Origin of the sequence: Nostoc piscinale CENA21 (assembly GCF_001298445.1) — a bacterium.
Lineage (GTDB): Bacteria > Cyanobacteriota > Cyanobacteriia > Cyanobacteriales > Nostocaceae > Nostoc_B > Nostoc_B piscinale_A.
The window spans coordinates 2,799,351-2,813,066 of sequence record NZ_CP012036.1; the positions used below are offsets into that span (position 1 = coordinate 2,799,351).

Annotated in this window: 6 protein-coding genes; all 6 read left to right on the top strand. The window is 39.8% G+C overall.

Annotated features, from left to right (window positions below; translation table 11 throughout):
- Positions 1-319: 319 nt before the first annotated feature.
- Positions 320-7,723 carry a non-ribosomal peptide synthetase gene (locus tag ACX27_RS12185; protein ID WP_083468899.1) on the top strand — a complete coding sequence of 2,468 codons (7,404 nt, stop codon included), beginning with the start codon at positions 320-322 and terminating at the stop codon, positions 7,721-7,723.
- A gap of 24 nt (positions 7,724-7,747) precedes the next feature.
- On the top strand, positions 7,748-8,542 hold the full coding sequence (locus tag ACX27_RS12190) for a 2OG-Fe(II)-dependent halogenase WelO5 family protein (RefSeq protein WP_062292570.1): 795 nt from the start codon (positions 7,748-7,750) through the stop codon (positions 8,540-8,542).
- Between the two features lie 74 nt (positions 8,543-8,616).
- Positions 8,617-9,723 carry a zinc-binding dehydrogenase gene (locus tag ACX27_RS12195; RefSeq protein ID WP_062292574.1) on the top strand — a complete coding sequence of 369 codons (1,107 nt, stop codon included), beginning with the start codon at positions 8,617-8,619 and terminating at the stop codon, positions 9,721-9,723.
- A gap of 35 nt (positions 9,724-9,758) precedes the next feature.
- Positions 9,759-10,580 carry a pyrroline-5-carboxylate reductase gene (gene proC / locus ACX27_RS12200; protein WP_062292577.1) on the top strand — a complete coding sequence of 274 codons (822 nt, stop codon included), beginning with the start codon at positions 9,759-9,761 and terminating at the stop codon, positions 10,578-10,580.
- Between the two features lie 104 nt (positions 10,581-10,684).
- The gene (locus ACX27_RS12205) at positions 10,685-12,694 is read left to right on the top strand and encodes an ABC transporter ATP-binding protein/permease (RefSeq protein ID WP_062298302.1); all 2,010 of its coding nucleotides are present in this window, start codon (positions 10,685-10,687) and stop codon (positions 12,692-12,694) included.
- Between the two features lie 225 nt (positions 12,695-12,919).
- Complete coding sequence (locus ACX27_RS12210; protein WP_062292581.1) at positions 12,920-13,699, top strand: 2OG-Fe(II)-dependent halogenase WelO5 family protein; 780 nt, start codon at positions 12,920-12,922, stop codon at positions 13,697-13,699.
- Positions 13,700-13,716 lie beyond the last annotated feature (17 nt).

The window sequence follows — 13,716 nt, forward strand, 5'->3', positions numbered from 1 at the left end:
TAGTAATTATTCATTAAATTAAGTAGTTTCTTAAATGTCTTAACTGTCTTATTAAATGTCTTAAGTGTCTTAAATGTCCTCTTTTCTAACATCTTAAATGTCTTAACTGGCATTGCATTTTATTGGTAAAAATGGGATCATCTGTCTACTGATAATTTAAAAAAGTAAAGTTTATAATAATTAACTAGTAATAATTTCAATTTCTAGACAGTAAGTTTAGCAATTAAATCAATATGCAATAAATATAATAAATTGCAATTTAAATAGGAAAAAATATTTGATAGGGATTAAGAATTAGGTGATTGGAGGTAATTTTTCTGTGAATATTGAGCAATGGGTAGCTGACCTTAGTAACCAGGGTGTTAAGTTGTGGGTTGAAGGTGAGCAGTTACGTGCTAATGCTCCAAAAGGAGTATTGACATCAGAAACTCGTAACTTATTGGCTCAGAACAAAGCAGAAATTATCTTGTTTTTGCAAGAGAAAAATGCCGCCACCAATACAGATTTAACTCTAATTAAAAGCGATCGCCCTCAAAACTTACCTCTATCTTATGCTCAAGAACGACTCTGGTTATTAAACCAATTAGAACCAGATAGTCCTTTCTATAATGAACAAACAGCAATAAAACTTCACGGTCAATTAAACACTGTGGCACTAGAGCAAAGCCTCAACAAAATTATTGCTCGCCACGAAGTTTTACGTACCAACTTCCGCACCATCAACGAACAGCCAGTCCAGGTCATTGCTGATAAATTAACTCTCACTGTGCCAGTAATAGACTTAACAGCATTACCTGAAAGTGAAAGAGAAATTGCTTGTCAACAAATAGCTACTACAGAAGCTAATTGCTTGTTTGACCTTGCTAGTTCTCCTCTAATTCGAGCTTGTGTAGTGAAACTCAAAGAGGCAGAACACGCTTTTATACTCACAGTACACCATATTATTGTGGATGGTTGGTCAACAGGCATATTGATGCGTGAGTTAGCAACTATTTACTCAGCCCTCTGCAATAACTTGTCGCCAGAGCTACCAAAGCTACCAATTCAGTATGCTGACTATGCAATTTGGCAACGACAATATTTGCAAAAAGAAGTCCTGCAAACGCAGTTTGATTACTGGAAGCACCAACTTAAAAATGCTCCTACTTTGCTGGAATTACCTACAGACAGACCTCGCCCAGCTATTCAAACTTATCGGGGCGCAGTTCAATATGTCCAATTATCAAACGAACTGAGTCAGGCACTAAGCGACTTGAGTAGGCAAGAAGGAGCCAGCCTATTCATGACGCTGTTTACCGCTTATGTTACTTTGCTTTATCGCTATACAGGCTCCGATGATATTTTAGTGGGTACGCCAACTGCTAACCGCGATCGCCTGGAAATAGAAGGGCTAATTGGCTTTTTTGTCAATACCTTAGTATTACGCACCGATTTGTCAGCCAACCCCAGCTTTCAAGAATTGCTAGGTCGAGTACGACAACGCATATTGCAAGCTTATACTCATGCAGACTTGCCTTTTGATGAGTTGGTCAAAGCATTGCAGCCACAACGCGACCTCAGCTATACGCCTCTATTTCAGGTGTTGTTTGTCCTTCAGAATGCTCCTATATCGGAAGTAAAGCTTCCTGGCTTAACTATCAGTCCTTTGCCGACACAAAGCACAGTTGCTAAGTTTGATTTAACTTTATTATTCCAGAACACCGCCAGTGGATTAGTAGGAATGTGGCAGTACAATGCTGACCTATTTGATGCAGCCACTATCGAGCGTATGAGTCGGCATTTTGTTACATTACTTGAAGGCATTATTGCTAACCCCAAAGAGCAGATTTCCCAATTACCACTGCTGACAGCATTTGAGCAACAACAGTTATTAGTTGAATGGAACGATACGAGAGCAGACTCTCCTTTTGATAAGTGTATCCATCAATTATTTGAGCAACAAGTTGAGCATACACCGGAGGCTGTGGCGGTTGTATTTGAGAATCAACAACTCACCTACCACCAGTTGAATTGTCGTGCTAACTCTTTAGCTCATTACTTGCGCTCATTGGGTGTAAAACCAGATACTTTAGTCGGTATTTGTGTCGAGCGTTCTTTAGAGATGATTGTTGGGCTGTTGGGGATTGTTAAAGCTGGTGGAGCATATCTGCCACTTGACCCAGAATATCCACCTGAACGTTTGAGCTTCATGTTAGAAGATGCTCAAGTTCCAGTTTTGTTAACTCAGCAACGACTCGTTGATAAACTTCCTCCAAATCAAGCCAAACTTATTTGTTTAGATAAAGCTTGGTCAGAAATTGCCCAAAACAATCAAGATAATCCAAACAGTGGAGTTAGAGCCTTTCATTTAGCGAATGTGATTTACACTTCAGGCTCAACAGGTAGACCTAAAGGTGTGATGGTTGAGCATAAAGGATTATGCAACTTAGCTCAAGCCCAAATTCAAACGTTTGGCTTGACTGCGGATAGTCGCGTTCTCCAGTTTGCTTCCTTCAGTTTTGATGCTTCTATTTGGGAAGTTGTCATGGCTTTTGGCTCAGGTGGAACGCTTTACTTGGGAACAAAAGACTCACTATTACCAGGACAGCCGTTAATTGAGCGATTACGTGATTATGCGATTACCCATATCACCTTACCACCATCGGCACTAGCAGTTATGCCTGTGGAGAAACTGCCAGCATTGCAAACAATAGTTGTCGCTGGAGAAGCTTGTCCTGCGGAATTAATCAGGCAATGGTCTTTTGGTAGAAACTTCTTCAATGCTTACGGGCCGACAGAAGCGAGTGTGTGTGCAACGATCGCTAAATGTACCCCTGAAGATGAGAAAATCACTATAGGGAGAGCGATCGCTAACACCCAAGTTTACATCTTAGATAAGAATTTACAGCCAGTACCTGTAGGTGTGCCAGGAGAGTTACACATCGGTGGAATCGGGTTAGCAAGAGGCTACCTCAACCGGACAGAACTAACGCAGGAAAGATTCATTCCTAACCCCTTCGGCACTGGTCGTCTCTACAAAACTGGAGATTTAGCGCGTTATTTACCTGATGGCAATATTGAATATTTGGGACGAATTGATAACCAAGTAAAAATACGCGGTTTCCGTATTGAATTAGGAGAAATTGAAGCAGCATTGAGCGAACATGAGTGTGTGCAGACATCTTGTGTCATCGCCCGCCAAGATAACAGGGATAATAAACGCCTAGTTGGTTACGTAGTAGCGCATCAACACTGCCAACTCACAATGGACGAACTACGCCAATTCCTCAAAGCAAAGTTCCCAGAGTACATGGTTCCAAATGCTTTTGTGATTTTGGAGTCAATGCCACTCACTCCCAACGGAAAAATAGACCGTCGTGCTTTACCCGCACCAGATTTACAAAGCGAACGAATAGACAAATATGTAGCCCCACGTACTCCTATTGAAGAAATGCTGGCACATATTTGGGCGCAAGTTCTGAAAGTAGAGCAAGTGGGGATACATGATAATTTCTTTGAACTGGGGGGACATTCGTTACTAGCTACGCAATTACTTTCACGTATCCGCAACATTTTTAAAGTGGAACTACCATTGCGTGAGTTATTTGCCAGAGCAACAGTTGCCGAATTAGGGCATTTTATTGAGCAATTACAGCAACAGGAATTAGAACTTTCTACACCACCCATCTTAAGAAGGACAAACAATACACAATTACCACTGTCTTATGCTCAACAGCGTTTGTGGTTTCTAGACCAGTTACAGTCTTTGGGTAGCTCATATAATATGCCCCTAACTTTGCGTTTGGTGGGAAACTTAAATCAAGCTGCGCTACAACAAAGCTTACAAGAAATTATTCATCGCCACGAAGTATTACGCACTAATTTTATTAGCGTTGATGGACAACCAATTCAAGTTATTCAAACAGAAACGAATTGGTCACTATCTATTATTGACTGGCAACATCTACCAACCACCGAAAAAGAAATCGCTACACAGCAATTAGTGCAAAAACAAGCACAACAACCTTTTAACTTGGCAGATGAACCCTTAGTTAGGGCAACGTTAGTTGTACTGTCCCAGACAGAACGCGCATTGTTGGTCTTTATACATCACATTGTCTCTGATGGTTGGTCAATGGGTGTGTTTCTCCAAGAGTTAGCAGCTTTATATAATGCTTATTCTCAAGGTCAGCCGTCGCCTTTAGCATCATTGCAGATTCAGTACGCAGATTTTGCAATTTGGCAAAGACAGTGGTTGCAAGGGGATGTACTGCAAAGCCAACTGAATTATTGGCAACAACAACTAAAAGATGCACCAACTTTATTATCACTACCCACTGATCGCCCTAGAGGGGCTGTTCAAACTTATCACGGTGCTTATCAAGAGTTGACGCTATCAAAAGAGTTAAGTATTGCCCTTAAACAATTAAGTCAAAAAGAAAGTGTCACTTTGTTTATGACGCTGTTAGCAGCATTCCAAATATTGCTATGGCGTTATAGTGGGCAGGATGATATCTGCATAGGTACACCGATCGCTAACCGCAACCGTGCAGAAATTGAATCACTAATTGGCTTTTTTATCAATACTCTGGTCTTGCGTACCCGTTTAGATGGGAATCCCAGTTTTAGGGAGTTATTATCACGGGTGCGAGAAGTAGCTTTGGGAGCATACTCTCATCAAGATTTGCCTTTTGAAATGTTGGTGGAAGCATTACAGCCAGAACGGAATCTCAGCCATAACCCAATTTTTCAGGTGTGGTTTAATTTACAGAACTTGGCACAAAATGAACTAGAACTATTTGGGCTGTCTGTAAAACCTATCTTGATTTCAGAAGCGGCTTCTAAGTTTGACTTAAGCTTGTATGTTGCAGAACAAGAAGAAGGCACAACTCTGCAACTACTCTATAATGCTGACCTATTTACTTCTGAACGAATGGTGGAAATGCTGCAACAGTACCATCATTTGTTGAATCAAATTGTTGTCGAGCCTGATAGGGCGATCGCCGCTTATTCTCTTGTTACACCGCAAGCTCAACTGTTGCTACCAGAACCCACAACAGCTATACCACAACCAGAATACGAATTAGTCACTACAACCTTTACCTCTTTAGTAAATAGCAACCCAGAACTTTCAGCAGTGCGTCAAGGCGATCGCACTTGGAACTATGGCGAATTAGGCAATAAATCTCAAGCTTTAGCCAGGGTGATACTGAGTTATGGTATCGCCAAGGGTGATGTCGTCGCCGTGTACGGAAGCCCAAGTTTTGGATTGATTGCTAGTGCGATCGCTGTTCTGTTGAGTGGCGGAGTATTACTCACGCTTGATCCGCAACTTCCTATAGAACGCCAACAGCTAATGCTTCAGCAAGCACAAGCTAAATACTTACTCTACATCGACAATCAGCAACAAGAAGAACAAGAAATCTGGCAGTCTTTAACTGTTATCTATGTAAATAAAGATACAGGATTAGCCATCAGTTCTTTAGAAAGCAGTCAGACAATACCCTTACCGGAAATATCTGGTGATAATGCAGCTTATATTTTCTTTACTTCTGGTACTACTGGCGTTCCTAAAGGCGTATTGGGGTGTCATAAAGGGTTAGCACATTTTATTAGCTGGCAGCGTCAGACCTTTGGAATTAATCAAAAAGACCGCATTGCTCAATTAACAGGGCTTTCCTTTGATGTCGTCCTGAGAGATATATTTTTACCTTTAACCAGTGGTGCAACCTTATGTCTGCCAGCACCAGAGGATAAATTAGAGCCGCAAAAAATTCTGCATTACTTGGAACGTGAACAGATTTCTGTTCTTCATACAGTTCCCTCCTTGGCGCAATCATGGTTAGCTAATGTTCCCTCAGAAGTTTCTCTGCATAACTTACGCTGGTTATTCTTAGCCGGAGAACCGTTAAAGGAGACGCTTGTATTGCAATGGCGAGATGCTTTTCCTCAAGCAGGTGAAATCGTTAATCTGTATGGGCCGACAGAGACAACTTTGGCGAAGTGCTATTATCAAGTACCCAGCGAACCTGCACCAGGAATACAGCCAGTCGGAAGAACACTTCCAGAAACTCAAGCTCTAGTTTTGGGTGCAAATCAGCAACTGTGCGGTATTGGGGAACCAGGCGAGATTGTTTTACGGACTCCATTCCGCAGTTTGGGCTACATTAACGCCGCCCAAGAAATGCGCTCTCGGTTTGTTAGCAACCATTTTGGCAATGATGCTGGAGATTTACTGTACTATACAGGCGATCGCGGTCGCTACCTTCCCAATGGCACTCTCGAAATTCTCGGTCGCCAAGATCATCAAATCAAGATTCGCGGTGTACGTATTGAATTGGGAGAAATTGAGGCAGTATTAGCACAACACCCATCTGTGCATCAGACTATCGTAACTGCACCTGAAGAAAGCTTAGTGGCTTACATCATCCCCACTCAAGAAGCAACGCCTACTATCCGTGAAATTCGCCGTTTCCTCTCTACGAAGTTGCCACAGTACATGGTTCCTTCTAGTTTTGTCTTCTTAGATAAGTTGCCATTAACACCCAACGGCAAAGTAGACCGCCGCGCTTTACCAACACCTTCTAATGTTAATAACTTAGACACATTTGTCGAACCCCGTAACCAATTAGAACTGCAACTAGTACAAATTTGGTCAAAAATTCTCAAAGTTGACAAAGTGGGAGTACAAGATAACTTTTTTGACCTGGGTGGGCATTCGCTTTTAGCTCCTTACTTAATGGCTCAAATTAAGCAGCAGTTTGGTAAAAATATAAGTTTAACCAGCCTCTTTCAAAATCCAACTATTGAACAGTTGGCGACAATTTTGCAAATAGACTCGGATGATGCAAATTCGTCTTGTCTAGTTCCGATTCAACCAAACGGTTCCAAGTTACCTTTCTTCTGCCTTCCCGGTGCTGGTGGCAAGCCTTTCTACTTGTATCATTTAGGGCGTTACTTAGGAGAAGACCAACCTTTATACAGTTTTCAAGCCAACAATTTAGATGGATTAGAGCCAGCCACTCGAATTAAGGAGATGGCTAGTCATTACATTCAAGCAATGCAGACTGTTCAACCGCAAGGGCCATACTTTTTAGGAGGTCATTCTTTAGGAAGTATAGTGGCTTTTGAAATGGCGACTCAGTTGGTTCATCAAGGACATCAAGTTGCGCTACTTGCCATGATTGATATGCCAGCACCAACCACTAAAGACAAGCAAACAAGGATTGAACGGCTTGATTGGGATCATGCTAGGTGGTTGATTGAGGCGATCAAAACAGTAGAAGTTTCCTTATCAACGAATATAGATATTTCTTACGATACCCTGCGATCGCTATCTGTAGAGGAACAACTAAAACGAGTTTTACAGCATTTCAAAACGGTAAATATGTTGCCTCCTAATGCTGAAATTACACAGCTAAAAAACATCGTGCAAGCTTTAAAAGCAAACTCTCTATCTCTCATTAAATATGAACCACAACATACCTATCCCGGACAAATTACTCTTCTACGTGCCAGCGAGACTCCTCCAGAACGCTTGAATAGTAAGCTTTCTGATATTTCACAGGATTCAGTTATGGGCTGGGAGAAGTATTCTTGCGAACCAGTAGATACCCATTTTGTTCCAGGCAATCATGTCACGATGATGGCTGAACCTCACGTTCAGATTTTAGCTGAACGCTTGAAAGTTTGCATTCAGAAAGCACAAGCAAACATGGCTTTGTTGAAGATTAGTAGGAATTGAAATTTAAAGGTAAGGAAGTGTATTATGACTGCTGCATCTAACCAAATTAAATCGACGCTGTGGGAAAAAAACCAAGAGTATCCTTTAACAGCAGAATCTTTAAGAAAGCTGATTGAACACCGCATTCCTCTGATTCGGATTAAAGACTTTGCCACACCCGAAGAATGTGAGAAGTTATATGCTCAATCTCAATCCCTCGTTTTTAACGCTTATGAAGATGTCACTCCTAAAATTGAAAAAGTTGGCATCACAGTATTTGAATACAACAGCGTTAGTAAAGCAAATTATTTTCAAGAAGTAGAAAGAGCATCTAAATTAAGAGACTCTATTTTTGCCGCTTCCTTTAATCCCTTGGAGCGCATCATGGAGAAATTTAGAGAGTGTGGCGCGAAGGTGCGAATTGCTTCTGAACCAGAATACGGTAGCTATTATGCAGGATTGATCAGAAAAATTGAAAATGGTACTCAACTTCATATTGATTTTGCCCCATTGGAGCAATCTGGATGGGAAGTTTGCACAATTACCACTCAACTTTCCTGGACTTTGTACTTGAAATTGTCTGATAACGATAGTGGTAAAACCTGTATTTACGATCGCCGTTGGACACCAGAAGATGAGCAATATAAGCTCGATTCCTACGGCTACAGTGATACAGTCATTGCCGATAAAGATGCGATCGCTTTCCAACCTTATGTCGGCGATGTCTTGCTGTTCAATACCAGCAACTTTCACTATGTTGAGCCGATGAATGGACAACGTGTAGCTTTCACTTCCATGATTGGCTTACTTCCTAACGGTGAAATTATTTTCTGGTCTTAAATCAAAATTCTGTAGAGACTTTACATATAACGTCTCTACATCAACAGCAATTTGGAAAACAGAGGTAATGATTCATGCCCTTAGCAGCTGTGATGACTGCACCTAATAAACCAGTTACAGTGCAACAATTATCAGACCCAATTCTAGAAAAGGGTGGAATCATTATTGAAACCTTATATAGTGAGGTTTGTGGAACTGATGTACATCTACTGCGTGGACATTTAGAGGGAGTCCCCTACCCGATTATCCCTGGTCACTTTTCAGTAGGTCGTGTGGTGGAAACAGGGGGACAGGTTAGCGATGTCAATGGTAAATTAATTCAGCCTGGAGCGATCGCCACTTTTCTAGATGTTCACGAAACTTGTTACAACTGCTGGTATTGTCTAGTCGCCAAAGCCTCCACGCGCTGTCCCCAACGTAAGGTTTATGGTGTCACCTACTCAGCCAACGAGGGGTTGTTGGGTGGTTGGTCTCAACTAATTTACCTTAAACCAGGTGTAAAGGTTCTCACTTTACCTGAAGAAGTCTCGCCAAAGCAATTCATCGCAGGAGGATGTGCTTTACCCACTGCACTACACGCTATTGATAGAGCGCAGATTCAAATTGGTGATGTTGTAGTAGTGCAAGGTTGCGGCCCTGTGGGTTTGAGTGCAGCAATTCTGGCTTTGCTCTCAGGTGCAGGTAAAGTGATTGTGATTGATAAATTTGAGAGTCGATTAGCAGTTGCTAAATCCTTTGGTGTAGATGAAACACTGGTAATTAATGCTGATAAGCCACGAGAACATCTAGAGCGAGTTTTGGAATTGACAAACGGACATGGTGCTGATGTGACAATTGAAGCCACAGGCGTTCCTATTGCTGTTAAAGAAGGCTTGAATATAACGAGAAATGGCGGTCGTTATGTGATTGTTGGGCATTACACAAACACAGGTGAAATTCTGATTAATCCACACTTAGAAATTAATTTAAAACATATAGATATTCGCGGAACTTGGGGAATTGATTTCAGCCATTTTTACAGAATGATTGAATTACTCAAGCGTCATACTGATTCCAGAAAAAATATTGCTTGGGAAAGTATAATTAGCCGTTCGTATACTTTAGAAGAAATTAATCAAGCCCTAGCAGATGTAGAGCAAGGCTCTGTATTAAAAGCTGTAATTCAGCCTAATTTATCTTGAAGTTAAAAACATATTAAATGACTTAGGAAGAAGATATGCTGGGAGATTTACAAATAGCCTTTATCGGCGGTGGAACGATGGGCGAAATGATAATTAGTAGATTGTTATCAACGAAGGTTGTGCAAAAACCTGAACTAATTGTTGTTAGCGACCCACTTTCTCCGCGATGCCTTCATTTAGAGAGAGAATATGGAGTACGTACTACAACCTCCAACATAGAAGCTATACAGGGTGCATCTATTGTGGTGTTAGCTGTAAAGCCGCAGGTGTTAGCCTCTGTTATGGCTATGTTGAAAGGTAAAATTTCACCTGATGTTTTAGTAATTAGTATTATCGGTGGAGTTGGTATTGCATCTTTGTGTGAAGGGTTAAATCATGCTGCTGTTGTTCGCACCATGCCAAATATTGCTGTGCAAGTTGGTCATGGAACTACCGTATGGAGCGCATCATCAAGTGTGACTGAGGTACAGCGATCTCAGACACAAGTCATTTTACAAGCATTAGGTAAAGAGTTTGTTACCCAAAATGAACATTACCTTGATATGTCAACAGCTTTGAGTAGTGCTGGGACTGGGTTTATATATCTGTATATCGAAGCGATGATTGATGCTGGCGTGCAGATGGGTTTAACTCGCATACAAGCCCAAGAATTAACATTACATACAATTGCTGGCAGTATAGACCTGATGTTTCAGACTAACGAACATCCCGCAGTCTTACGCAACAAGGTAACGAGTCCTGGGGGAGTGACTGCTGCTGGCCTTTACGAGTTAGAAAAAGGTGGGATGCGAACTGTGATTGCTAATGCAGTGCTTACAGCTTTGAGCCGCACTCAACAACTAGGCAGTATGTTTTAAAAAAAGTAGTTGTGAATAGGATTTGTTAGTCGGTCATTATGACTAATAATTCAACACTAAAAACTAGTAATTTAATTCTCAAATTTTTAAATTTTATTTCAAATATGACAGCCCAAGTTCTTCAATCTAAACCTGCAACAAATCCTTTTTCAGACTTTTTTCAATTTTGGGAAAATGTCAAAGCGATCGCTGGCCCGTATTGGTATCCCACAAAGCCAGGTGAAAGAGCATTTTCTGAGGTAATTCGCGCATGGGGAATGCTTCTTTTACTCTTATTAGTAATAATTGTATATGTAGGTGTAAATGCTGGTAATACATTTATTCATCGCTACCTAATAGATGTCATTATTCAAGAGAAAGATGCTGCTAAATTTACTTCTACTATCTCAATTTATGCTGTTGGTATTGTTTCAATAACGCTTTTGATAGGATTTAATAAATTTCTCAGAAGGCAAATTTCTCTGCATTGGTATCAATGGCTGGAAAATAATATTTTAAATAAATATTTGAGAAATCGTGCTTATTACAAAATAAATTTTAAAGCCGACATTGATAACCCAGATCAACGCTTATCCCAAGAAATTGAACCGATTACGAGTAGTGCTATCAACTTTTCAGCTACTTTCCTAGAAAAAGCATTGGAAATGATGACTTTTTTAGTAATTATCTGGTCAATTTCCCAACAGATAGCTATTGTTATCATTATTTATACAATTATCTGTAATTTTATTGGTGGTTACTTAAATCAAGAATTTATTAAAATTAATCAGGCAGAACTCGAAGCTAAAGGCGATTATAGTTATGCTCTAACTCATGTGCGAAATCATGCTGAGTCTATAGCTTTTTATCAAGGAGAACAACAAGAATTAAAGATAATTGAACGTCGATTCCTGAGCCTAATTAAAACTATTCAACTTAAGATTGGTTGGGAGAGAAATCAGGCAATTTTTAACAGAGGATATCGAGGTGCTATCGAACTTGGTATGCTCTTAGTACTCTCACCTTTATACATTAAAGGTGAAATTGATTTTGGACAAGTTGGACAAGCCACTACCGCTGGCTATCAGTTTGCAGCCGCGTTAGAAGAATTAATTCGTGAATTGGGTGTTTCTGGGCGATTTTCTAGTTACGTTGAGCGTTTATCGGAATTTTCAAATGCTTTAGAAGCAGTAAGTAAACAACCGGAAAATGTTAGTACGATTAAAACAATAGAAGAAAAGCAATTTGCTTTTGAGAATGTCACTCTGCAAACACCCAACTATGAACAGGTAATTGTCGAAAATTTGTCTGTTTCTGTTCAAGCTGGAGAAGGCTTATTAATTGTCGGCCCTAGTGGTAGAGGTAAAAGTTCTCTACTAAGAGCGATCGCTGGTTTGTGGAATGCGGGAACTGGTCGTTTGGTACGACCTCCCCTAGAAGAACTCTTATTCTTACCCCAACGTCCTTATATTATTCTGGGAACTTTGCGCGAACAGTTACTCTACCCTAAAACTAATCAACAAATGAAAGATGCAGAACTCAAAGCAGTTTTGCAACAAGTAAATCTGCAAAACTTGCTCAGTCGAGTTGAAGGCTTTGATACTGAAGTTCCTTGGGAGAACATATTATCGCTTGGAGAACAACAACGCCTAGCTTTCGCACGCCTGTTAATAACTCATCCAAGATTCACCATATTAGATGAAGCAACAAGTGCCTTGGATTTGAAAAACGAAGGAAGTTTATATCAACAATTAAAAGAGACAAAAACAACATTTATTAGTGTTGGACATCGAGAAAGCTTATTTGATTATCATCAATGGGTTTTGGAACTTTCGCAAGATTCTAGCTGGCAATTGGTGACTGTTCAAGATTACCGAAAGCAAAAAAATCTAGTTTCTAATTCTCCAGCAAATACTCAAATATCGTCTAATGATGAATCTCAAAATCAGTTAGCTGTCTTAACTCAAAAAGCTACAAATGAAGAACTTTCTCATAAAGAAATGAGCGAATTAACATACTATTCCATTAAAACTGTCAGAAGTAAGGCCAGCAAAGGGGATTCTATCACTACTAGAGACGGTGTTACCTATCGATATGACAAAGATCCCAAAGTGTTGAAATGGGTGAGAGTTTAGTAGCTACTACCCATGAGTATTAAAAATCAATCTTCTTTTGCCAAACAGTTCAATATTCAACTTATTTTATGAAATTGTAATCGTGCGGTTGAAAATACTACGCTCTCCTATTCTTTTCAACTGCTATTAACACAATTTTTTTGACACATAAAAAAGTTATTAAAGATTTCTAGCACTTTTTATTTTTAACGCAACTTAATTTACAAGATATGAAGGAGAAATTATATGCTAAAAACAACCCAGTGGCAAACATTAAATGATTGCGAAATGAACTCAGAAAATTTGCAAGCATTACTGAGAAACGAGATTCCATCAATTCGGATTTCTAAATTTTCTTCAATTGAAGAATGCCACAAATTAGCTTTAGCTATTGAAAAAGTTGGGTTTGATTTCTATAGAAATGTAGAACCGCCAATCGGTAGAATTGGAACTACCCAATTTGAATATAGAAATAGAGATAAATCGGGATATTTCGATGCAGTTAAAAAAGCTAGTCAAACTTATAATAAAGTTACTTCTTTAGCTTTTGATCCACTAAAACGTTTAGCAACTATTTTGCGTCAAAATGTATCAAGTAAAATAGAAATTGCTTACGAAAATGAAAATTATGGATATTATTTTGCAGGATTGATCCGCCAGATTAATATTGCCTTGCTCCATATAGACTTTGCCCAGTTAGATGCTCCAGATTGGAGAATAGGAAATATTAGCTCACAGCTAGTCTGGAATCTATATATAAAAGCACCTAGCCAAGGTGGTATTTGCAAGGTCTACAACCGCCAGTGGCAGCCTGACGATGAAAAATATAAAATTCCTGGTTCGTATGGCTACAATTCTTCCTTAGTAGCTAACTCAGAAGTAAAGCAGAATATTCCAATCACAGGAGATTTAGTTATCTTTAATAGCCGTAATTTTCATGAAGTCTTACCAGGCATTGGAGAGCGTATAACAATTAGCTCTTTTATTGGAAAAATGCCAGGAGGTGATTTAGTGTTTTGGTCGTAACTTATTTGATGTAGTGT

What these genes read in the sequence shown, in the direction of transcription:
- ACX27_RS12210 (WP_062292581.1), top strand. Translation starts at nt 12,920, where the DNA reads ATGCTAAAAACAACCCAGTGGCAAACATTAAATGATTGCGAAATGAAC.
- ACX27_RS12195 (WP_062292574.1), top strand. Translation starts at nt 8,617, where the DNA reads ATGCCCTTAGCAGCTGTGATGACTGCACCTAATAAACCAGTTACAGTG.
- ACX27_RS12190 (WP_062292570.1), top strand. Translation starts at nt 7,748, where the DNA reads ATGACTGCTGCATCTAACCAAATTAAATCGACGCTGTGGGAAAAAAAC.
- ACX27_RS12205 (WP_062298302.1), top strand. Translation starts at nt 10,685, where the DNA reads ATGACAGCCCAAGTTCTTCAATCTAAACCTGCAACAAATCCTTTTTCA.
- proC (WP_062292577.1), top strand. Translation starts at nt 9,759, where the DNA reads ATGCTGGGAGATTTACAAATAGCCTTTATCGGCGGTGGAACGATGGGC.